Below are 21,532 nucleotides of genomic sequence, written 5' to 3' on the forward strand. Positions count from 1 at the left end.
TTTCAGGTTTCAGGTTTCAGGTTTCAGGTTTCAGGTTTCAGGTTTCAGGTTTCAGGGTTCAGGGTTCAGGCAAAACTAAGGGGTTCCGGGTTCCGGGTTCCGGCCCTCAAGATAGCATCGGGGCATTTCAGCCGCCCCGCATGCACGGTGCACAGCTTGTCGGCAACGATCCCGAAGCTTCACCAAACGCTCCTGAAACCTGAACCCTGAAACCTGAACCCTTCTTCAAAGCCTCACTTCCAGACGCTCCACCCCACCCATGTAAGAACGCAACGCTTCGGGAACCACCACCGATCCATCCCTTTGCTGATAATTCTCCAGCACGGCGATCAGTGCGCGGCCGACCGCCAGGCCGGAGCCGTTGAGGCTGTGGACCAGCTCGGGCTTGCCGGTGTCGGGGTTGCGCCAGCGCGCCTGCATGCGGCGGGCCTGGAAATCGCCGAAATTCGAGCAGGACGAAATTTCGCGGTAGGCGTTCTGGCCGGGCAGCCAGACTTCCAGGTCGTAGGTCTTGCGCGCGGAAAAGCCCATGTCGCCGGCGCAAAGGGTCATGACGCGGTACGGCAGCTCGAGGGCCTGCAGCACCTTCTCGGCATGGCCGGTCAGCGCTTCGAGGCCGGCCTCGGAATCCTCGGGCCGCACGATCTGGACGAGCTCGACCTTGTCGAACTGGTGCTGGCGGATCATGCCGCGGGTGTCCTTGCCGTAGGCGCCGGCCTCGCGTCGGAAGCACGGGGTATGGGCGACGAACTTCAGGGGCAGCCGGTCGGCGTCGACGATCTCGTCTGCCACCAGGTTGGTCAGCGGAACCTCGGCGGTCGGGATCAGGTAGCGGGCCGGGTCGTCGTCGATAGCGAAGGCATCGTCGGCGAACTTGGGCAGTTGGCCGGTGCCCTGCATGGCCTCGGCATTGACGAGATAGGGAACGTACATTTCCCGGTAGCCGTGCTCGCCGGCATGCAGGTCGAGCATGAACTGCGCCAGGGCGCGATGCAGGCGAGCCACCTGCCCGCCCAGCACGGCGAAACGGCTGCCGGAAAGCTTGGCGGCCAGCTCGAAATCGATGCCGTCGAGCGCCTCGCCGATCTCGACATGATCGCGCGGCTCGAAATCCAGCTCGGTCGGCTCGCCGAAGCTGCGCACCAGGGCATTGTCCGACTCGTCCTCGCCGTCGGGCACGGACTCGTCCGGCAGGTTGGGCATGTCGAGCTGGACGCGCTCGAGTTCGTGGCGGACCTGCTCGAGTTCCTCGCTGGCGGCCTTCAGGTCGTCGCCGAGCTGGCCGACCTCGGCCAGCAGGGGCTCGATGTCCTCGCCGGCGGCCTTGGCCTGCCCGATCGACTTCGAGCGCCGATTGCGCTCGGCCTGCAGCTCCTCGGTCTTCGTCTGCAGTTCCTTGCGCCGCGCCTCCAGCGAGGCGTAGTTCTCGATGTCGAGGTGATAACCGCGCCGCGCGAGCTTCGCGGCGACGTCGTCGAGATCGTGTCTGAGTAGTTGCGGATCAAGCATAGTGCCGTTCCCAATTCCCGTTACGGAAGTTCTCGCAAAGGCGCCAAGGCGCAAAGTTCGCAATGAAATTCAAATTCAATGAATTCCGGACGAACTCATGGCGCTGAGTTCACTCCATCACTTCATCAAATACTAAACAACTTTGCGACCCTTGCGCCTTGGCGCCTTTGCGAGAGGCTTTTCAATCTTTGAATGGATGTCTCAGGATGACATTGGCGTCGCGTTCGGGGCCAGTCGATAGCATGTGCACCGGCGCTTCGATCAGTTCCTCGAGGCGGTCGAGGTAGGCACGGGCTTCGGCCGGCAGCTTGTCCTGGTCGGTCAGGCCCTGGGTGGAGGCATCCCAGCCCGGCATGTCTTCGTAGACCGGGGTGGCGCGCTCCCATTCCTCGGCGCCCACCGGGAATCCGTCCACGCCGTCGTAGTCGACGCAGATGCGCACGCGGTCAAAGGCGTCGAGGACATCGAGCTTGGTGATGCACAGCCCGGTCACGCCGTTGATGCGCACCATGCGCTTGAGCGCGACCGCATCCAGCCAGCCGCAGCGGCGCGGGCGCCCCGTCGTGGCGCCGAACTCCACGCCGCGCTCGGCCATGAGCTTGCCGTCGTCGTCGTGCAGTTCGGTCGGGAACGGGCCCGAGCCCACGCGGGTGGTGTAGGCCTTGGTAATACCCAGCACGTAATCGATATCGCCGGGGCCGACGCCGGCGCCGGTCATGACGCCGCCGACGGTGGTATTCGACGAGGTCACGAACGGATAGGTGCCGTGATCGATGTCGAGCAGGCTGCCCTGGGCGCCTTCGAACAGAATCTTTCTGTTGTCGCGGCGCAGCTCGTGCAGCTCGCCGGTGACGTCGGCGAACATCGGCTTGAGTTCCGCGCCCATGGCGGCGGCTTCCTCGGCGATCCGGTCCCCGTCGACGGGCTCGGCTTTGTAATACTCGGTCAACAGAAAGTTGTAGTAGTCGACGAGACCGCCGAGTTTCTCCTCCAGCCGCCGGGGATCGGCCAGGTCCGCCAGCCGAAGCCCCATGCGCGAGGCCTTGTCCTCGTAGGCGGGCCCGATGCCGCGACCGGTCGTGCCGATGGCCTTCTTTCCACGGGCCAGCTCCTTGGCCCGATCGAGTGCTTCGTGGAAGCCGAGGATCGCGGGGCAGGCCGGTGAGATGCCCAGGCGCGAACGGACGTCGATGCCCTTGGCTTCGAGACCGTGGATTTCTTTCATCAGCGCATGCGGCGCCACGACGACGCCGTTGCCGATCAGGCAGCGCGCGCGCTCGGTGAGCACGCCGGAGGGAATGACGTGCAACACGGTCTTCTCACCGTTGACCACCAGCGTATGACCGGCGTTGTGGCCGCCCTGGAAGCGCACGACCGCATCGGTGTCGTGTGCCAGCAGGTCGACGATCTTGCCCTTGCCCTCGTCGCCCCACTGGGTGCCGAGAATCACGACGGATCGAGACATTGGATATCCCCGAAATTGAAAATCAGCCGACGAGGTGGAAGATCACCGCGCCGATGATGATAAGCGCTACGCCACCGGCACGCAGGCCGCGGTCGGACAACTGGGCGGCCTGGCTGACCATGCTGCGCCAGCCGGACGGGCTGATGGCAGGCATCAGCCCTTCGATGATCAGGACCAGGCTGCCGGCGAGCAACAGGTCGCCCCACACGGCTAGTCCTGCTGCTTGTCCAGGTAGCGGAAGAAGTCCGACTCGGCGTCGAGCAGCATGACGTCGTTCTGCGTGCCGATGCTGGCGTTGTATGCCTCGAGGCTACGCCAGAAGGAATAGAAATCCCGGTTCTGGTTGAACGCCTCGGCATAGATGGCGGCCGCCCGCGCATCACCCTCACCACGCAGTCGCTGCGCATCGCGTTGCGCCTCGGCCAGCAGGATCCGTACCCGGCGGTCGGCATCGGCGCGGATTCTCTCGGCCTCTTCCCGACCGAGCGAGCGCAACTCGTTGGCATACTCCGTGCGCTGGGTCTCCATGCGGTCGAAGACGGAACTGAGCACTTCGTCGGTCAGCTCGATCTTCTTGATTCGAACGTCGATGACATCGATACCGAAATCCTCGAAGCGCTGGTCGGCTCGAACCACGAGCGCTTCCATCATCTCGCGGCGCTGCTCGGAGACGACCTCGCTGAGCGTGCGCTGTGCGAACTCGTCACGCAGGTCGTTCCGGATCAGCTCCGACAATCTCGCTCGCGTGAACACCTGGTCGCCCCGCGTGGCCACGTAGTAGTCGCGCGGGTTCATGATGCGCCACTTCACGTAGTAATCGACTTCGACGAACTTCTGCTCGGCGGTGTTCATCTGCTCGGGCCGCATGTCCATCGTCATCAGGCGATTGTCGAACTTGCGGATGTTGTTGATGAACGGGACCTTCGTGTGCAGGCCCGGCTCGTAGTCCGTCTGCACGACTTCACCGAGCCGGAAGCGAATGGCGTATTCGGTTTCCTTGACGATGAACAGGCTGCTGAGGCCGACGACCACGAGCGCGATCAACACGATGGGAATAAGCAATCTCATATCAACGATCCTCCCGGCCGGTGCGGCTGCGCGGATCAGTCTGGGTCTGGGTCGTGCCCGAACCCCTCTGGTCATCCTGCAAGGTCATGGGCGGCGGTGGCGCCAGCGACGAGCCACCCTGGCTCAGCCGATCGATGGGGAGGTACAGCATGTTGTTGCTCGATGGGGCATCCATGAGGATCTTCGCCGAGCGACCAAAGACCGTTTCGAGCGTCTCGATATAGAGACGTTCGCGGGTCACCTCCGGGGCCTGTTCGTATTCGGTCAGCAGCGCGACGAAGCGATCTGCTTCACCGGTTGCCTCGGCGATCTTGGCGTCGCGATAGCCCTCGGCCTCCTCCATGACGCGTGCGGCCCGACCGCGCGCCTCGGGCACCACCTGGTTGGCGTAGGCCTGCGCTTCGTTGGCAAAGCGGATCTGATCCTCGCGGGCCCGAACGACGTCGTCGAAGGCCTGGCGCACCTGCGACGGCGGCCGGACTTCCTGCAGGTTGAACGATGTGATCTCGATGCCGACCTCGTAACGCGCGATGATCTCCTCGAGCAACGCCTGCGTGTCGAGCGCGATCTGCCCGCGGCCGATCTCGAGGATGAAATCCATGTTGTTGGTACCGACGATCTCGCGGATGGCGCTGTCGGCCGCGTGCGAAAGCGACACCTCCGGCTGTGAGACGTTGAACAGGAAGTCCTCCGGCGTGACCACGCGATACTGCACCGCGTAGGCCAGATCGATGAGGTTCTCGTCACCGGTCAGCATGCGGCTGGAGTTCTCCAGCGAGCGCACCCGGCTGACGTTGACCTTCTGCACTTCTTCGACCGGCTGCGGCAGGGTGAACTTCAGGCCCGGGGCGACGGTGCGGTTGTACTCACCGAAGCGCAGGACGACGCCGCGCTCGGATTCGTCGATGATGTGGACCGAGCTCCAGGCGACCCAGATGACCAGCAACAGGACCACGAGGCCGACGAAGGGCGCGAAGGAACCACCGCCCGAGCCGCCCTTGCGGCCGCCGCCGTCGTCGCCACCGCCGCCCATGATCTTCTTCAGGCGCCGTTGCACGTTGGCAAATACTTCGTCGAGGTCCGGCGGCTGCTGACCGTTGCCCCCTTTCCAGGGGTCGCGATCGCCTCCGCCGCCACTGCCGCGTCCGGGTTCGTTCCAGGGCATTGATATCTCCGTGATTTCGTCCTTGCGCCGGTCCACTGGCCGACCACTGCCGGCCCCGTTCACTCGCTGCAGATGAGCCGCGCGGCGCCCGATGCTCGGAATCGATTAGTTTAACAGGAGTTGCTCGGCCAGTTGTCCATCCGCTCCCCGCAGTCGGGCGAGTTTCCGGGCATCCCGCTCATCGAGATCGACCTCCAGGCGACTGGAGCCGTCATCCTCGATCCGCTCGTCGACCACCACACCCAGATCGAACAGGCGCGATCGCAACCGCTGCCCCTCGACCGGCACATGGATCTCCCGTCGGATCCGGCCCTCGGCCAGCCGCTCCGACAGCGCTGCGGCGAAGTCGTCGAGCCCTTCGCCGCCCTCAGCCGACAGCCAGACGGCCGTGATCCGGCCGTCGGCATCGCGTTCCAGGCCCGGGCCGCGCTCGGTCAGGTCGACCTTATTGAAGACCTTGAGCATGGGCAACTCGCCGGCACCGATATCGTCGAGCACTTCTTCGACCACAGACTGCTGCTGCAGCCGGTCGGGATCGGCGGCGTCGATCACGTGCACGACCAGGCTGGCCGACAGCGTTTCTTCCAGCGTGGAGCGGAAGGCAGCGACCAGCTCGTGCGGCAGCTCACGAATGAAGCCGACGGTGTCCGACATCAGCACCGACGAGCCGGCCAGGCCCTCGATGCGTCGAACCGTTGGGTCGAGCGTGGCAAACAACTGGTCGCGCGCCATCACCTCGCCCGAGGTGAGGCGATTGAACAGCGTCGACTTGCCGGCGTTGGTGTAGCCGACCAGCGCCACGAGTGGCACCTCGCTGCGATTGCGGGCACGCCGCCCCTGCTCGCGGCGCTGCTGTACCTTTTCCAGGCGCGCGGTCAGCTGGCGTATTCGGTTGCCGAGCAGGCGACGGTCCGTTTCGAGCTGGGTTTCACCCGGCCCGCGCATGCCGATACCGCCGCGCTGGCGCTCGAGGTGGGTCCAACCGCGCACCAGCCGCGTCGACAGGTGGCGCAGCTGCGCCAGCTCGACCTGCAGCTTGCCCTCGTGCGAGCGGGCCCGCTGGGCGAAGATATCGAGAATCAGGGTGGTCCGGTCGAGCACGCCGCGCTTGAGGCTGCGCGCGAGGTTTCGCTCCTGAACGGGGCTGAGCCTGCCGTTGACGAGCACCAGTTGCGCTTCGCTCGCCTCGGCTCGCTCACGCACTTCATCGACCTTGCCGCTGCCGACCAGGTACTTGGGATCGGGCGCGTCTCGCGGAGCCAGCACCTCATCGACCACCTCGAGCCCGGCCGACCGGGCCAGCAGGCGAAACTCGGTGCGCGATTCCTCGCCCGAATCCGGCCCGAGAACCGGATGCAGCAACAGGGTCCTGGAGGCGCCGCCAGCGACGGCTGGCGCGAAATCTTCTATCAGGGCTGCTCGTCCTCCGCCAGGTCACCGATGTGCACGTTGCGAGCCGGCACGACGGTGGAAATGGCATGCTTGTAGATCATCTGGCTGACCGAATTCTTCAAAAGCACCACGAAGTTGTCGAACGACTCGATCTGTCCCTGCAGCTTTATGCCGTTGACGAGAAAGATCGAAACCGGAACGCGTTCGCGCCTTAATGCATTGAGAAACGGATCCTGTAACGACTGACCCTTGGACATCTTGACTCTCCTTAGAAGTTCTTTTTCAGCCTGTTAATAATTCTTATGGGGTCGACGCCAGGTCGGGAACCGGCCGGGGCCGGGGCACAATCAATCGGTCCTGGTTCCAACTCGATATTGTGCAAAAAAGTCGCCTACCTGCCTGAAAATCAAATCAATTGTACGATCTTGCAGTGAATCGTGCCATAGCGCACCCGACATTCTCCGCAACGCGGTCAATTGCCGCTTGGCCAGCTGCCGGGTCGCCGCGACCGCCTTGCGCCGGCAATCGGCCTGGCACCCGCCCTCGTCGAGACAACTCCAGACCTGACGATAGCCCACGCTCTTCATCGAAGCGTGAGCGGCGCTCAGGCCCGGCCTGGCCCTGAGGCGCTCGACCTCGGACAAGAAACCGGCCTCGCGCATCTGCTCGAAACGCCTGGCAATGCGCTCATGAAGAATATGGCGATCAGCCGGCGTCAGAACAAGGCGCAGCGCCTCCAGCCTGGGATAGCGGTTGTGTCCGTGGTGAGCGCTCGGCCCTGAGCCGGTCAGGCGCAGGATTTCGACCGCGCGCTGAATCCGCTGCTTATCCGCGGGACGAATGGCCGCCGCCGCGGCCGGATCATGCCGCGCCAGCTCGGCGTGCAGGGCCCGCCAGCCGCGCGATGCAGCCTCGGCGGCGATGACCCTGCGCAACTCGGGATCGGCCGGCGGCATGGGATCGAGACCGTAGAGGAGCGCCCTGTAGTAGAGCATCGTGCCGCCGACGAGCACCGGCCAGCGTCCGGCGGCATGGATTCTACGGATCTCGCTGGCGGCATCGACGGCGAAATCCGCGGCCGAATAGGTCTCCTCGGGGTCCCGAATGTCGATGAGCGCATGCGGATAGCGGGCCAGCGTACCGGCATCGGGCTTGGCCGAGCCGATATCGAGCCCCCTGTAGACCTGAGCCGAATCGACGCTGACCAGCTCGACGGGGAAACGGTCGTGCAGGGCGAAAGCGGCCGCTGTCTTGCCGGCCGCCGTGGGGCCCATCAGGAAAACCGCGGGAGGCAGCTCCCGCCGGCCACGTTCCTTATTGACCACGCAGGAAAAGCCGGTCGAGGGCCTTCATGTCCAGCTGCACCCAGGTCGGGCGACCGTGGTTGCACTGGTCGGAGCGCTCGGTGCGCTCCATGTCGCGCAGCAGGGCGTTCATCTCGTCGATGTTCAGCCGCCGGTTGGCCCGGACCGAACCATGGCAGGCGATGGTCGACAGCAGTTCGTCCAGCACGGTCTCGATACGCTGGCTCTGGCCGAGCGCCACGAGGTCGGCGAGCACGTCGCGCACCAGCCCCTGGCCGTCGGCCCGTGCCAGCAGGGCCGGCACCGCGCGGATCACGACCGCCTCGGGGCCGGCAAGGCCCAACTCGAAGCCCAGCCGTTCGAGCCCTTCTATGTGGCGCTCAAGGGCTCGGCCTTCACGTTCCGAGACGGCAATCTTTTCAGGCACCAGCAGCTGCTGCGATCGCACTCGCTCTTCGCTCCAGGCCTGCTTGAGTTGCTCGTAGACGATGCGCTCGTGGGCGGCGTGCATATCGACGACGATCAGGCCGTCGGCGTTCTCGGCCAGCACGAAGACCCCGTGGATCTGGGCCACGGCGAAGCCCAGCGGCGGGATTTCGTCGCCGGCGGCCTGCTCTCGCCCTTGCCCCGCGCGGGCCAGTTCGGCATAGCGCGAGACCGTCTCTGCCACGCCCAGGCCCAGCCCGGACTGATTGCCCTCGCCCTGCCAGCCCGCCGCGCTCGGCGCGGCGGCGTGAGCCCTCGATGCGGCGGCCATCTGGGCCGACTCGCCGCCGGGCCGCGTGCCCGAAAGCGCATGGTGGATGGTCTTGAAGAGGAAATCGTGGACCAGCCGGCCGTCGCGGAAGCGCACTTCGTGCTTTTGCGGGTGCACGTTGACGTCCACGCGCTGCGGATCGAGCTCCAGCATCAACGCGAAGGCCGGGTGACGGCCGTGGAACAGCACGTCACGGTAGGCCTGGCGCACGGCGTGGGCAACGAGACGGTCCCGGACCAGGCGGCCGTTGACGAAGAAGAACTGCAGGTCGGCCTGGCTGCGCGAAAACCCGGGCCGCGCGATCCAACCCGTCAGCCGCAAGCCGGCGTGGGCCTCTTCGAGCACGATGGCCTGCTCCATGAAGGCTTCGCCGCAGACGGCCGCCACCCGCCGGTTGCGCGTGGCTTCGTCGGCCGCCGGCGCCAGGCTGCGCACCATCCGGCCGTCGTGCGCCAGGTCGAGCGCCACATCCATCCGGGCCAGTGCGAGCCGCTTGAGCAGGTCGTCGATGTGGCCGAACTCGGTGCGCTCGGTGCGCATGAACTTGCGCCGGGCGGGCGTGTTGTAGAACAGGTCGCGCACCTCGATGACCGTCCCCTCGGGCATGCCGGCGGGCCGCACCTCGCCGACCTTCCCGGCCTCGGCCTCGAGTTCAAAACCGCTGTCGGCGCCGGCCGGACGCGAGGCCAGCCGCAGGCGCGAAACGGAAGCGATCGAAGGCAGCGCCTCACCGCGAAACCCAAGGGTGGCCACGCCCTCCAGGTCGTCGAGGGACTCGATCTTGCTGGTCGCATGCGCGCTCAGGGCCAGTGCCAGCTCGTCGCGCGAAATGCCGCAACCGTCGTCGCTGACCCGGATCCTGCGCGCCCCGCCGCGCTCGGCCTCGACGCGGATCCGGCCGCTGCCGGCATCCAGGCTGTTTTCGACCAGTTCCTTGACGATCGAAGACGGCCGCTCGATGACTTCACCGGCGGCAATCTGGTTGACGAGATGGACGGGCAGCTTGCGAATCGGCATGCCGTACAGTTTACCGGACCGCGTCAGGTTTCAGGTTTCAGGTTTCAGGTTTCAGGCGGCGGCCGCTCTTGCAGGTGGGCGGCTTCGCCGCGATGGGTTGGGGGCTGGGTGTTCCGGGTTCCGGGTTCCGGGTTCCGGGTTCCGGGTTCCGGGTTCCGGGTTCCGGGTTCTGGGTTCTGGAGGACAGCGCTCAGGTGTCAGCGTTGGCGGCGAGGGCGACTCGATATGAACTGAAGCAGTCGGCGGGCACGGCGCGAGGGTTTTCGGCAAGTCACTCGGGGCCCCGCCCAATGCGCCTGAAACCTGAAACCTGAACCCTGAAATCCTTCTTCTAGGATCCCGCTGGGATCACCAGCACCGCGCCCGGATGGATGACATCCCCGTCGATATTGTTGGCCTGCCGGATGCGGGACACGCTGGTGCGGTATTTCTGCGCGATCACGCCCAGGGTATCGCCGCGCTCGACGATGTGGCGGCTGCCTTCCCGATTGGCGGCGATCCAGGTGCCCTGCGGCGCGGTCTCGAAGAAATGTCGGCGCACGCCGTTGACGATGGCCTCGGCGACCTGGCTACGGTGCGTGCCGCTGTTGAGATTGGCCTCGTCGTGCGGATTGCTGATGAACCCGACCTCGACCAGGACGCTCGGGACGTCGGGCGAGCGCAGCACCACGAAATTGGCCCGCTCGACCCGCTCGCGGTGCTGCTTGCCCACGCGAGCGAGCTGACCGAGGATGGCCTCGGCGGCTTCCGTGCTGTATTCCATGGCCACGTTCTGCGACAGGTCGAGCAATACCGAACTCAGCACGTCGTCGTCGCGATCCAGCTTGACCCCGCCGACCAGGTCCGATCGGTTCTCGCTTCGGGCCAGCCACTTGGCTGCCTCACTGGAAGCGCCGCGGCGCGACAGGACGTAGACGGAACTCCCGCGAACCCGGCGATCCCGGAACGCATCCGCGTGGATCGACAGGAACAGGTCCGCGCGAGCCTCGCGCGCTCGCGCATAGCGTTCTTCGAGGGGAATGTAATAGTCACCGGTGCGAATCAGTACGCTGCGCATGCCCGGCTCAGCGTCGATCTGCTCCTTGAGCTCACGCGCCAGGGCCAGGGCCACGGTCTTTTCGTAGGTACCGGACGGCCCGATGGCGCCCGGATCCTCGCCGCCGTGCCCGGCGTCGATGGCCACGATCATGTCGCGTTCGCCGCCCTGGGCCGACTGGACCGCCTCGCGCACGCGCTGCTCGGCGGTCTGCCCATCCTCGGGATACAGGTCGACGACGAGTCGATGGCCATATTCCCCGGCCGGGGCGAGCAGGAAACTCTGGGGGCGCACTGTTCCTTCGAGATCGAGCACGACGCGCAGGTCGTGACCTTCGCGCACGCCATGACGAACGCGACGGATCACGCCGCTGTGTTCCTCGTCAAGCTCCAGTACGCGGTCGAGATCGACATCGTCGATGTCGATGACCACGCGCGAAGGGTTGTCCAGCGTGAACAGGCGGTAGTCCACGCGCTGATCGAGATCGAGCACCGCGCGCGTGCTGTCCGGACTGGCCCAGACACGCAGGTTGCGCACCTCGCCGGCGGCCGCCGACAGACTGGCCGCTACCAGCAGAAACCCTAGAAGCGTGATTGCCTTGCGCATGTGGAATCGACCCTCGGCCGCAAGTTCCACTCAATCATGCACTGACGGGAGGATTTTTTCAAGCCAAATCGGAAGCTTGCGAATACTTTCCAGAAGCTGCTTGGGGAAACGCATCCAACCCCGCGACCGGCCGTGGCCGACGCCACAAAGGCCTGCGTCGTCAATGGATTGCGCAGGAGAGGCCCGGCGTCCGCCAGGACTCGGGCGCAAGTGCCTGTTTCGACGAGCGCGTGCGGGAGTCGGAAGGGTCGTCTCAGGCCGATTCGACGCGGATATCGAGCAGGCGCGAGAGTTCCTGACGGCGCGGCGGGGCGAGGATGTCGGCCAGGGTATAGCCGTCGAGCACCTCCAGAAATGCCTTCTTCGCTTCCGACAGCATGCCGACGAGCGCGCAGGCCGGCGTGATCACGCATTCGTTGTCGGGTCGCATGCACTCGACCAGACCGAGATCGGGCTCCATGGCCCGCACGATGCGCCCCACCTTGAGCTGGCCCGCATCGGCCGAGAGCGTCAGACCGCCGCCCACGCCCCGGACGGAATCGATGAAGCCCTCCGCGGCCAGCTGCTGCACGACCTTCATGAGGTGGTTCCGGGAGATGCCGTAAGCCTCGGAAATCTCGCGGATCGTGCATCGGCGGTCATCATGCAGGCCCAGGTAGATGAGCACGCGCAGGGAAAAATCGGTGTACTGGGTCAGGCGCATCGCGTGATTCTAACCCGCCGACCGTCAGCTTTTGTATAGTGAATATTCACATCATCAAGTGATCGATCCTCCGGGGGCGCCATGTCGCAGGATTCTTCAACCGCTCGCGTATCGAAAAGGGATACGCACCAGGTCTTCAATCAGCCCGAGCCGCTGACCGACTACGATCCCTGGGCGCGCCACCCGGCCCTGCGGGAGGCCCTCGAACGCGAGGGCGGCAGCGCCTTCGAACAGCGCGTCCACGATTTCGCCCGGCTGGCCGCCGCCGAGATCGGCCCGCTCGGATTCGACGCCAACGAATTCACGCCGCGTCTGCGCACCCATGACCGATTCGGCCACCGCATCGACCGGGTCGACTATCACCCCGCCTACCACCGCATCATGGCCATCGGGCTCGACAACGGCCTGGCCAGTCTGACCTGGTCGGGCCGGCCCGGCGGCAGGGTCGCCCGCTCGGCGATGATGTTCCTGCACAATCAGTTCGAAGCCGGCACGATGTGCCCGATCACCATGACCCACGCCGTGGTCCCGGCACTGCGCGCCCAACCCGAAGTGGCCGCGGAATGGGAGCCGCGGGTGCTGGCCTCGCGCTACGACGAGCGCTTCGTGCCGGCGGAACAGAAGCGCGGCGTTACGCTTGGCATGGCCATGACCGAAAAGCAGGGTGGCTCGGATGTGCGCTCGAATTCGACCCGGGCGACGCCCCTGGGCAAGCCCGGCGCCGGCCGGGAATACGAACTGGTAGGCCACAAGTGGTTCTGCTCGGCGCCGATGTGCGATGCCTTCCTGACCCTGGCGCAGTCCGACGAAGGCCTGAGCTGCTTCCTGGTGCCGCGCTTCCGTCCGGATGGCTCGGCCAATCCCTTCCGCATCATGCGGCTCAAGGACAAACTCGGCAATCGCTCCAACGCCTCGTCGGAAATCGAATACCCGGGTACCTGGGCGGTCATGGTCGGCGAACCGGGACGCGGCGTAGCCACCATCATCCGAATGGTCGCGGAGACGCGCCTGGACTGCGTGATCGGCTCGGCCTCACTGATCCACAAGGGGGTGGTCGAGGCCATCCACCACGCGCGCGGGCGCGAGGCCTTCGGCAACCGGCTGATCGACCAGCCGCTGATGGGCAACGTGCTGGCCGACCTGTCGATCGAATCCGAGGCCTCGCTGAGCCTGGCGATGTTCCTCGCCGGTCGCTTCGAGCGCGCCAGCGGCGGCGACGAGCAGGCCGAGCGCCTCGCCCGCATCGCCACACCCGTGGCCAAGTACTGGGTGTGCAAGCGCGCCGTCGGCGCGATCAACGAGGCCCAGGAATGCCTGGGCGGCGCCGGCTACGTGGAGGAGTCGATCCTGCCGAGGCTCTATCGGGAGGCGCCGGTCAACGCCATCTGGGAAGGTTCGGGCAACGTGCAGTGCCTGGACGTGCTGCGCGCGGCCCAGCGCGATCCGGGGTCGATGGACGCGCTGCTCGGGCATCTCGAACCGCACCGCGGCGACCACGACGGCATTGCCGGGCGTCTCGACACGGTCAAGCGGCTGATGGATCGTCCCGACGAAGCCCCCCAACAGGCGCGGGTCCTGACCGAGGCCCTGGCGCTCTGCCTGCAGGCCACGGTGCTGATCGAGGCCGGCAGCCCGCTGGCCGAAGCCTTCTGCGAAGCCCGGCTCACTCCCCGCGGTGCCGGCCTTCACGGCTCGCTGCCGGCGGGCGTCGACCGGACAGCGATCGTCGAGCGCGCCTTTCCGGCCTGAGCGCCCGTCTGCGCGGGTGGTTGAAAGCGCTGGAGGCCCGCTCCATGTTAGTTTGTTCACCAAACCAGAAAGCTAGGATCATCATGGAAATTGCCAACAACACCGTCGTCAGCATCGACTACACCCTGACCGGAGACGACGGCCAGGTCATCGACACCTCCGAAGGCCGGGAGCCGCTGCAGTACCTGCACGGCCACCAGAACATCATTCCCGGCCTGGAAAAGGCGATCGAGGGCAAGACCGAGGGCGACGAGCTGGAAGTGGCCGTCGATCCCGAGGAAGGCTACGGCCCCTATCGCGACGAACTGGTCCAGGACGTACCGAAGGATGCCTTCGCGGGCGTCGAAAAGGTCGAGCCGGGCATGACCTTCCGCGCCGAATCCAATGCCGGCCCGATGACGGTGACCGTCAAGGAAGTCGGCGACGAGTCGGTCACGGTCGACGGCAACCACATGCTGGCCGGCCAGGTGCTCAACTTCAAGGTCGCCATCAAGGGCGTGCGCGAAGCCACCGAGGAAGAAGTCTCCCAGGGCACCGTCGCGGCCTGATCGCTGCCGCTAAGAAGCAGGACTTTCCGAGGGGCCTCATCGCGAGGCCCCTTTTTTGTGGCCGCAAGCCGCCGCAGCACGCGGTGATTGCCCCTTCGGCGCTATCATCGAGGCTCTATCCGTTCACCGGATGATCGATGGCCGACTGGCATGCACTCGGGGTCGACGAGACCCTTCACAAGCTCGAATCCTCGCCCCGTGGCCTGGATGACTCGGAGGTCGAACGTCGTCAGGCGGAATTCGGCCCGAACCGCCTTCCGGGGCAGGCCGGACGGCCCTGGTGGCGGCGCCTGGCCGCCCAGTTCCACGATGTCCTGATCTACGTCCTGATTGCAGCCGCTGCGTTGTCGGCATTGACCGATCACTGGGTCGACGCCGCCGTGATCGCGGCGGTTGTGATCATCAACGCACTGGTCGGCCTGGTGCAGGAAGGCAAGGCCGAACGCGCCATGGAGGCCATCGGCCGGATGCTCGCGCTGCGCGCAAGGGTGCGGCGCGGGGATCGGCCCGTCACCGTGCCCGCCGCTTCACTGGTCCCGGGCGACATCGTCGCGCTGCAGGCCGGCGACCGCGTGCCCGCCGACATGCGCCTGATCGAATCGCACGGCCTGCGCATCGACCAGGCCGCGCTGACCGGCGAGTCGGTGCCGGTCGGGCGGCAAACCGAACCGGTGGCCGCAAACACCGATCTGGCCGAGCGCCGAAGCATGGTCTGGTCGGGCACCATGGTCGTCGGCGGCCAGGCCATCGGCGTGGTCACCGGGATCGGGCGCGACACCGAGCTAGGCCGCATCAGCACGCTGCTCGAGCAGGTCGAGCCGCTGTCGACGCCTCTGGTACGCCAGATGAACCGGTTCGGCCGGCGCCTGACCGGCCTCCTGCTGGCCCTGACCACCGCAATCATCGCCCTGGGCGTCGGTCTCCACGACATGGGCCTCGGCGAGGGTTTCCTCGCCGGCGTGGCGCTTGTGGTTTCAGCCATTCCCGAGGGCCTGCCGGCCATCATGACCGTTACCCTCGCGATCGGCGTACAGCGCATGGCCGCGCGAAAGGCCATCGTCCGGCGCTTGCCCGCGGTCGAAACCCTGGGTGCGGTCACCGTCATCTGCTCCGACAAGACGGGAACGCTGACGGGCAACGAACTGCGCGCCCGCGAACTGATCACCGCCGAAGGCAGCATCGCGCCCGGACAGCTTCCGGGTGCCGGCGAGACATTCAGGCGACTGGTCGAAGCGGCGCTGCTCTGCAACGACGCCGAGCAGGGCAGCGACCACAACGACCCCATCGAGGCCGCGCTGCTCGGCCTGGCCGAGCCGGCCGGCATCGACCTGGCGGCATTGCGGCGCAAGCGGCCGCGGACGGGGCTGCTGCCCTTCTCCTCGGAGCGCAAGCTGATGGCAAGCGCCCACGGCCAAACCCTCACGGTCAAGGGGGCGCCCGAGCGCATCCTGTCGCTGTGCGAAAGCACGGCCACCGCTTCGGGATCCATGCCCCTGGATGCCGCCGGATGGCACGAGCGGCTGGATGGCCTGGCCGAGAAAGGGCTTCGCGTGCTCGCTGTGGCCGCCGGAAAGTCGGATGGCGCCGGCGCAGCACTCGACGAGTCCCGCCTGAGCGACGCCGGCCTGCGCCTGCTCGGGCTGGTCGCATTCTCCGACCCGCCCCGGGCGGAAGTGCCCGAGGCCGTCGCCGCCTGCCGGCGGGCCGGCATCCAAGTGAAGATGATCACCGGCGATCACGCTGCAACGGCTCGCGCCGTCGCCGAGGAGCTGGGCATGGCCGGGGACCAGCCACCAGTCACCGGCCAGGAACTCGAGCGGCTCGACGAGCGGGCGCTGGCCGAACGAGTGCGCGTTTCCCACGTGTTCGCGCGAACCGCGCCCGAGCACAAGCTCCGCCTCGTCGAGGCGCTCCAGGCCAACAGTGAAGTGGTGGCGATGACCGGCGACGGCGCCAACGACGCGCCGGCCCTCAAGCGCGCCGACATCGGCGTAGCCATGGGCATCAAGGGGACCGAAGCCTCCCGGCAGGCGGCGGCCATGGTACTGGCCGACGACAACTTCGCCTCCATCGCCGCCGGCGTCGAGGAAGGGCGCGGCGTCTACGCCAACATCCGCAAGTCCCTGCTTTTCATCCTGCCCACCAATGCCGCGGAATACATCGTCGTTTCACTCGCGGTCCTCGCGGGCATGGCCCTGCCGGTCACGCCGGTGCACATTCTCTGGATCAACATGGTCACGACCGTGACCCTGGCCCTGGCACTGGCCTTCGAACCCGCCGAGGAAGACGCCATGCGCCAGCCCCCGAGGCCGCCCGGGGAGGGCTTGATCAACCGCTTCGTGGCCATTCGCATCGTCTGGTTCGGTCTGGTGTTGATGGCGGCCACCTCCGGACTGTTCCACTGGGAAATGGCCGCCAGCGGCGAGGAGCTGCTGGCAAGGACCCTGGCGGTAAACATGCTGGTCGCCGGGGAGGCGATCTACCTGTTCAACTGCCGGCAGTTGCTCGCACCGGGATTCACGCCCGGGACCCTGGGAACGAACCCGGTCGCACTGGCGGCCATCGGCGCGCTGATTGTCCTGCAGCTGGGGTTCACCTACCTGCCCGCGGCGGCCGAAGTCTTCGGCACGGCCCCGCTGAGCGCCCGTCACTGGCTGACGATCGCCGCGCTTGCCCTGCCCATCGCAGCGCTCGTGGAACTGGAAAAGGCCCTGTGGCGCGCAAGCCTCGGGCGCCGACGCGAACCGATCGAATCGCAGATCGACAACCGGACGGACGCCTGATCCCGGAACGGTTCAAAGGCGGCTTGAATGACTGACCCGCGGCACCAGCAAAGCCGGCACCACGAGAACGTAAGCCATCACGACGACCCCCATGGTGAACTGACCGACTCCGGCCTCGAACGCCATTCCCAGCACGATCGGTCCGATAGCCGTCGACACCACCATCAGCGCAGCGTAGACACCCCGGATCATTCCCAGCCGCGCGGTGCCGAACAACTCCACCCAGACCGCCCCGCAGACGACGCCGTTGACGCCCGCAGTCAGCCCCAGGCCGGCGAACATGAGCCACATGGCGGCCTGCGACGGCAGAATACCGAGCCCGAGAACGCCGACGCCCAGTGGCAAAAGATAGGAACGCAGCAACGCCCGGGCGCTGAAGCGGTCAACCAGCCGACCGCCGGCGAAGGCGGCCAGTGCCTGCATCCCCGCGAAGAGCACGAATCCGGAGGCCACGGCCGCCAGCGACCAGTCCAGTCGCTCGGCCAGGGTGCCCTGGTGCAAGAACAGCGCGGTAACCACGAAGGGCGAAACCAGGGCGACCGCAAGCACCCGCAGGAACCGGCCGTTGACGAACAGGCTCCTGCGCGAGCGTACCGATGTATCGATATCGCCGACTTCCCCGGCCTCGGGCTCGACATGCCCGACCAGGGGCCGCGCCAGGCCGAAAAGGGCCGGCAGCGCCAGCAGGGCGACACCGGCCGCGGCGCAAAACCAGATCTCGCGCCAGTCCAGCCAGCCCATCAGGGCAGCAACGCCCGGCGGCAGCAGCGCCTCGCCCAGGATGAAGCCGTAGGTCGCCATCGCGACGGCCCGGCCGCGCCCGGCAACCGCGTAGCGGCCGGCGGCCACGACGGCCAGGTGCCCAGCCAGCCCCTGCCCCGCCAGGCGGAGCAGGAACAGGCCGACGAAAAGGCCGGCGACGCCGGGAGTGAGGCCGACCAGGGCCGCGCCCACCGCCAGCATGGCCATGGTCACGACGATGGCCCGGCGCATGGCCAGGCGGTCGGCCATCGCGCCGAGCCAGAACATGCTCAGGCCGCTGATCAGCGTGGCCGTGCCGTAGAGCGTGCCCAGCGCCGACTCGCTCAACCCGAACTCGGCGCGGAAGTCCGCGCCGAACAGGCCGATGTAGAAGGTCTGGCCGAAAGAGGAGCAAAGGGCGGCCAGGAATGCGAAGCGGCCCGCCGGGGGCAGGCCGCCGCGGCGATCCTCAGGCATGCACCACCCTCCCCGGCCGCTGCAGGACCGGGCATGTCGTCTTGCCGGAAACCATGGCGCCAGTATAGAGCGCCGCGCCGATTGGCGCGGCGCTCGTGCCTTGATTACTCGAATGCGCCCTTGAGCTGGAGCCAGGCGGTGCGTCCCGGTTCGGGAATCCGGCCGGCCAGCGCACCCAGCTCGGCCGCCCCGCGCTGCAGGTGCTCGGCATAGCGGCGATCGAAGACATTGTCCAGGCCGGCGGTCAGGGTCCAGCGTCCAGCCAGGTGACGGCCGACATAGAACGAAGTCACGGCAAACCCCGGGGTGGGCGTGGTATCCAGCGAGTAGATCGTGCCGTACCCGGGATGAATCCGGTCCTGCCGGGCCACGGCGCGCAGCAGGGCGCCGCCGAACCAGTGCGCGTCATCGTAGTCGACGCTGAACGTCGCCTCCAGCGGCGGCGTCTGGGCCAGCGGCCTGCCATCGCTGTCGTTGTCCGAACGTACCCAGGCCAGGCTGCCGCCCACGCTGAAGCGCTCATCGAGCGCAAGGCGCCAGTCCGCCTCGGCACCGAAGGTGGTGGCATCGACGCTGCGCGCCTCCGCCGGCTCCAGGCCGGGCGCGATGATCAGGATGTAGTCGTCGAGCTTTCCGTAGAAAAGCGACAAGGTGGCGCTCAGTCGCCGACCGCGGTAGCGGGCACCGGCATCGAGCTGCGTCAGGACCTCGCTGCCAAGATCGAACAAACGCTCGCGCTCCCAGTAGTCAGGCGCTCGTTCAGCACGACCCAGCCCGGCGTAGAAGGCCAGTGGCTGATCGGCGAGACGGTGCTCATAGCGCGCGAAGCCGCTGAGCTGCCGTCCGCTCTGACGCTGTCCGGCAGCCGCACCGCCGAAGCCGTCAAGCAACGCGCGGCTGCTGCTGCGGTCGATGCGAACCCCCCAGACCGTCTTGCGGCGATCGTCCAGGGATCGCTCGAGTTCGACGAATGCGCCGGCATCGGTGAATCGCGCGGTGTCTGCTCGGGGCGTTTCGTCGAAGCGGACCACAGCCGGCCCGCGCAGCATGCCGTCGCGGTGACGGTTGCGCATCCAGTCGACACCGGCGTGCACCACCAGGTCATCGGCCGGCTGCAGCCGACCGACCAGGCGCGCGCCCTGGGTGCGCCGATCGGGGAAACGCACCATCGGCATCATCGGCGACTCGCGCAGCGTGTAGTTGTCCATGACGTGGTCGACGTCGTTGCGGAACAGCAGCAGCTCGAGCTCGCGAAGCCAGGGCGTGATGTCTTTTCGCACGATCCGCAGGCTGTATCCGCTGCGGTCGAAGCGAGTGCCGTCCATCATGCGGTCGTCGTAGGCGGCTTCGCCGTCGCTGCGCTCGATGCCCAACTCGACGCGGGTGTCCTCGTCCGGCGTCCAGCCGGCCAGGAGGCTGCCGCTCCAGCGTTCGTATTGCGAGTGGATGCGTTCCCCCGATCCGTCGCGGTAGTCGTCGCGACTCGACCAGGTGCCGATGAAACGGGCATAGCCGCCCTGCCCGCCGAGCAGCACCTCACCGGTACCGTCGCGCCGGTCGAAGCTGCCGACAGTCGCACCGAAGTAGCCACGCTGCGTCGGACCCTCGAAGGCCGGATCCTCTCGATCGAAGCGCACGACACCCGCCGCGGCCACGCCATGGCGAACCGACTGCGGTCCCTTGATCACCTCGATGCGATCAAATGCTTCGGGGTAGACGTAGGCCGTGGGCGGGTCCATCCGCGAACCGCAGCCGCCCAGCACCGTGGCATCGTCGAGCAGGATGTTGAGACGCGACCCGCCCAGGCCGCGCAGGGCAGGATCGCCGCTGGTCCCGCCCTTGCGCGAGAGCGCAAAGCCCGGAATCGACTTCAGGTAGGAGCCGCCGTCATGCGCGGGCAGGGGCAGGCGCGGCTGGCGCGGGTCCGTCGTGACGCGGTAGGGATCGCTCATGATCGGCGCAGTCACCACCACGGGGCTGAGCGCGAGCCGCGCCTGCAGAAGTTCGGCGACCGTCGGCTCGTTCGACGCTGCTTCTTCCCGCTCTTCGGCGCCAGCGACGGGGACTTCGCCGGCCCATGCGGGCAGGCAAAGCATGGCGGCCAGCAGGCCGCCGGAGACATGATTTCCCATTTGGATACTTCCTCTTGCTGATCAAACGCGAGCGAAGCGGCCGGAGCCATTCGCTCGCTTACATCGGATTCGATTCGTTCAGCAGGGAAGTCCCGGCGGTGCGCGAACGCGTGGCAGCCCGGTGACGGCATGGTCCGGCGGGCACTCGATCGGGGCCACCGTGGACCCGACGGCCGGGTATCGCGTCGGCAGGGAAGGCCCGCACGGCAGCAGCGCACCGGGGAAGAATGCATGGGCCCAGGGGCATTCGACAGCGAGCGAGGCCTCGACCTCGACCGGCTCTCCGGTTTCCGGGTCGATGACCACGGTCACCATGCCCTCGGGGGTACACAGGGTGACGGCACCGTCCTCGCCGGGCATGAAGCCTTCGGCCACCAGCGAACGCAGCAGGACCGCCGCCAGGATCAGAATCGTCAGCCAGGTCCGATCGGCGTTGTGCAAGCTGTCGCTCCGACGGGCCCTTGCCGGGCGCCAGGTTCGTCCAGGTCGGAATTATAAGCTTTTTCTTATGGAGCCAGGCGCGATTGCACCGCCGCATGGGCGGGCACAGTGTCGGAAGCGATGGGCACCGCCAGGCGTGCATGCCGAAGGCCGCAAGCACGCTGAACCCGGAGCATTGCCGTTCAGGAACGCCATGCTGATCCGAAGCCGGGAAGCGCGCTGATCAATCGCCCCGGTTGATCTGTCGCAGCTTGCGGCGCTCGCGCTTGTCGGGCCGGCGCGAGGGCGCCACACCGGCCGCCTGCTTGAGGCGACGCTCTTCGGCCAGTCGCTCGCGCGCCGCGCGACTCGCCCCGGTCTCGGTGTACATGGCCTGGGCCAGTGGGGCGGATACCCGCTTTTCGCCGATTTCATCGACCACCACTTCGAAGCGCACCTCGCCCTTGGTGATCTGCAGCCGGTCGCCGCAACGCACCAGGCGCGAGGCCTTGGGCGAAGCCCCATTGATCTCGACCTTGCCGCCCTTGATCGCCTGCTGGGCCATGCCCCGCTTCTTGAAGAAGCGGGTGGCCCAGAGCCATTTGTCGAGTCGTACGGCGTCGGTCACGGTTGGTTCGTTGGGTCGTTGGGTCGTTGGGT

Annotated in this window: 19 protein-coding genes; 4 read left to right on the plus strand and 15 right to left on the minus strand. The window is 66.8% G+C overall.

The window, feature by feature from the left end; all coding sequences use genetic code 11:
- Positions 1-203: hypothetical protein (locus DZC52_RS15625; protein ID WP_220338304.1), on the plus strand; the 203-nt coding region annotated here is incomplete at its 5' end.
- Between the two features lie 22 nt (positions 204-225).
- On the opposite strand, the gene serS is transcribed toward DZC52_RS15625, so the two are convergent.
- The 11 genes from serS to DZC52_RS07900 form a co-directional block, all read right to left on the minus strand.
- Positions 226-1,509, minus strand: coding sequence for a serine--tRNA ligase (gene serS, locus DZC52_RS07850; protein ID WP_116650581.1), 1,284 nt, complete (start codon positions 1,507-1,509; stop codon positions 226-228).
- A gap of 181 nt (positions 1,510-1,690) precedes the next feature.
- On the minus strand, positions 1,691-2,974 hold the full coding sequence (locus DZC52_RS07855; RefSeq protein ID WP_116650582.1) for an adenylosuccinate synthase: 1,284 nt from the start codon (positions 2,972-2,974) through the stop codon (positions 1,691-1,693).
- Positions 2,975-2,996: 22 nt separating this feature from the next.
- Positions 2,997-3,182 (minus strand): DUF2065 domain-containing protein, encoded by a 186-nt coding sequence (locus DZC52_RS07860; RefSeq protein ID WP_116650583.1) that lies wholly within the window; start codon positions 3,180-3,182, stop codon positions 2,997-2,999.
- A 2-nt stretch (positions 3,183-3,184) separates the two neighbouring features.
- A complete protein-coding gene (gene hflC / locus DZC52_RS07865) occupies positions 3,185-4,042 on the minus strand; it encodes a protease modulator HflC (RefSeq protein ID WP_116650584.1) in 858 nt (285 codons plus the stop codon).
- A 1-nt stretch (position 4,043) separates the two neighbouring features.
- A complete protein-coding gene (gene hflK / locus DZC52_RS07870) occupies positions 4,044-5,207 on the minus strand; it encodes an FtsH protease activity modulator HflK (RefSeq protein ID WP_116650585.1) in 1,164 nt (387 codons plus the stop codon).
- A 105-nt stretch (positions 5,208-5,312) separates the two neighbouring features.
- A complete protein-coding gene (hflX, locus tag DZC52_RS07875) occupies positions 5,313-6,569 on the minus strand; it encodes a ribosome rescue GTPase HflX (RefSeq protein ID WP_116650586.1) in 1,257 nt (418 codons plus the stop codon).
- Between the two features lie 47 nt (positions 6,570-6,616).
- Positions 6,617-6,856, minus strand: a complete 240-nt coding sequence (gene hfq, locus DZC52_RS07880; RefSeq protein WP_116650587.1) for an RNA chaperone Hfq — start codon at positions 6,854-6,856, stop codon at positions 6,617-6,619.
- A 90-nt stretch (positions 6,857-6,946) separates the two neighbouring features.
- Positions 6,947-7,873: a tRNA (adenosine(37)-N6)-dimethylallyltransferase MiaA gene (gene miaA, locus DZC52_RS07885; protein WP_116650588.1), complete on the minus strand. Its 927-nt coding sequence runs from the start codon at positions 7,871-7,873 to the stop codon at positions 6,947-6,949.
- Between the two features lie 40 nt (positions 7,874-7,913).
- Complete coding sequence (gene mutL / locus DZC52_RS07890) at positions 7,914-9,677, minus strand: DNA mismatch repair endonuclease MutL (protein ID WP_116650589.1); 1,764 nt, start codon at positions 9,675-9,677, stop codon at positions 7,914-7,916.
- 331 nt (positions 9,678-10,008) lie between these two features.
- A complete protein-coding gene (locus tag DZC52_RS07895; RefSeq protein WP_116650590.1) occupies positions 10,009-11,319 on the minus strand; it encodes an N-acetylmuramoyl-L-alanine amidase in 1,311 nt (436 codons plus the stop codon).
- Positions 11,320-11,572: 253 nt separating this feature from the next.
- Positions 11,573-12,022, minus strand: a complete 450-nt coding sequence (locus DZC52_RS07900) for an RrF2 family transcriptional regulator (protein WP_116650591.1) — start codon at positions 12,020-12,022, stop codon at positions 11,573-11,575.
- Positions 12,023-12,103: 81 nt separating this feature from the next.
- On the opposite strand from DZC52_RS07900, the gene DZC52_RS07905 reads away from it, so the two are divergent.
- The 3 genes from DZC52_RS07905 (at position 12,104) to DZC52_RS07915 (ending at position 17,102) form a co-directional block, all read left to right on the plus strand.
- Positions 12,104-13,771: an acyl-CoA dehydrogenase family protein gene (locus DZC52_RS07905; RefSeq protein WP_116650592.1), complete on the plus strand. Its 1,668-nt coding sequence runs from the start codon at positions 12,104-12,106 to the stop codon at positions 13,769-13,771.
- An 83-nt stretch (positions 13,772-13,854) separates the two neighbouring features.
- Positions 13,855-14,319: an FKBP-type peptidyl-prolyl cis-trans isomerase gene (locus tag DZC52_RS07910; protein ID WP_116650593.1), complete on the plus strand. Its 465-nt coding sequence runs from the start codon at positions 13,855-13,857 to the stop codon at positions 14,317-14,319.
- Between the two features lie 137 nt (positions 14,320-14,456).
- On the plus strand, positions 14,457-17,102 hold the full coding sequence (locus tag DZC52_RS07915) for a cation-translocating P-type ATPase (RefSeq protein WP_116650594.1): 2,646 nt from the start codon (positions 14,457-14,459) through the stop codon (positions 17,100-17,102).
- Positions 17,103-17,114: 12 nt separating this feature from the next.
- On the opposite strand, the gene DZC52_RS07920 is transcribed toward DZC52_RS07915, so the two are convergent.
- The 4 genes from DZC52_RS07920 to DZC52_RS07935 form a co-directional block, all read right to left on the minus strand.
- Positions 17,115-18,320, minus strand: a complete 1,206-nt coding sequence (locus tag DZC52_RS07920) for an MFS transporter (RefSeq protein WP_116650595.1) — start codon at positions 18,318-18,320, stop codon at positions 17,115-17,117.
- A 104-nt stretch (positions 18,321-18,424) separates the two neighbouring features.
- Positions 18,425-20,452, minus strand: coding sequence for a TonB-dependent copper receptor (locus tag DZC52_RS07925; RefSeq protein ID WP_245960789.1), 2,028 nt, complete (start codon positions 20,450-20,452; stop codon positions 18,425-18,427).
- A gap of 78 nt (positions 20,453-20,530) precedes the next feature.
- Positions 20,531-20,893 (minus strand): hypothetical protein, encoded by a 363-nt coding sequence (locus tag DZC52_RS07930; protein WP_116650596.1) that lies wholly within the window; start codon positions 20,891-20,893, stop codon positions 20,531-20,533.
- A 223-nt stretch (positions 20,894-21,116) separates the two neighbouring features.
- Positions 21,117-21,500 carry an RNA-binding S4 domain-containing protein gene (locus tag DZC52_RS07935; protein WP_116650597.1) on the minus strand — a complete coding sequence of 128 codons (384 nt, stop codon included), beginning with the start codon at positions 21,498-21,500 and terminating at the stop codon, positions 21,117-21,119.
- Between the last annotated feature and the right edge of the window lie 32 nt (positions 21,501-21,532).

Origin of the sequence: Wenzhouxiangella sediminis, assembly GCF_003410055.1 — a bacterium.
In the GTDB taxonomy this organism is placed as follows: Bacteria; Pseudomonadota; Gammaproteobacteria; order Xanthomonadales; family Wenzhouxiangellaceae; genus Wenzhouxiangella; species Wenzhouxiangella sediminis.

Coding starts and splice junctions, on each gene's coding strand:
- serS (WP_116650581.1), bottom strand. CDS start 1,509: ATGCTTGATCCGCAACTACTCAGACACGATCTCGACGACGTCGCCGCG.
- DZC52_RS07855 (WP_116650582.1), bottom strand. CDS start 2,974: ATGTCTCGATCCGTCGTGATTCTCGGCACCCAGTGGGGCGACGAGGGC.
- hflC (WP_116650584.1), bottom strand. CDS start 4,042: ATGAGATTGCTTATTCCCATCGTGTTGATCGCGCTCGTGGTCGTCGGC.
- hflK (WP_116650585.1), bottom strand. CDS start 5,207: ATGCCCTGGAACGAACCCGGACGCGGCAGTGGCGGCGGAGGCGATCGC.
- hfq (WP_116650587.1), bottom strand. CDS start 6,856: ATGTCCAAGGGTCAGTCGTTACAGGATCCGTTTCTCAATGCATTAAGG.
- miaA (WP_116650588.1), bottom strand. CDS start 7,873: ATGGGCCCCACGGCGGCCGGCAAGACAGCGGCCGCTTTCGCCCTGCAC.
- mutL (WP_116650589.1), bottom strand. CDS start 9,677: ATGCCGATTCGCAAGCTGCCCGTCCATCTCGTCAACCAGATTGCCGCC.
- DZC52_RS07895 (WP_116650590.1), bottom strand. CDS start 11,319: ATGCGCAAGGCAATCACGCTTCTAGGGTTTCTGCTGGTAGCGGCCAGT.
- DZC52_RS07900 (WP_116650591.1), bottom strand. CDS start 12,022: ATGCGCCTGACCCAGTACACCGATTTTTCCCTGCGCGTGCTCATCTAC.
- DZC52_RS07905 (WP_116650592.1), top strand. CDS start 12,104: ATGTCGCAGGATTCTTCAACCGCTCGCGTATCGAAAAGGGATACGCAC.
- DZC52_RS07910 (WP_116650593.1), top strand. CDS start 13,855: ATGGAAATTGCCAACAACACCGTCGTCAGCATCGACTACACCCTGACC.
- DZC52_RS07915 (WP_116650594.1), top strand. CDS start 14,457: ATGGCCGACTGGCATGCACTCGGGGTCGACGAGACCCTTCACAAGCTC.
- DZC52_RS07920 (WP_116650595.1), bottom strand. CDS start 18,320: ATGCCTGAGGATCGCCGCGGCGGCCTGCCCCCGGCGGGCCGCTTCGCA.
- DZC52_RS07925 (WP_245960789.1), bottom strand. CDS start 20,452: ATGGGAAATCATGTCTCCGGCGGCCTGCTGGCCGCCATGCTTTGCCTG.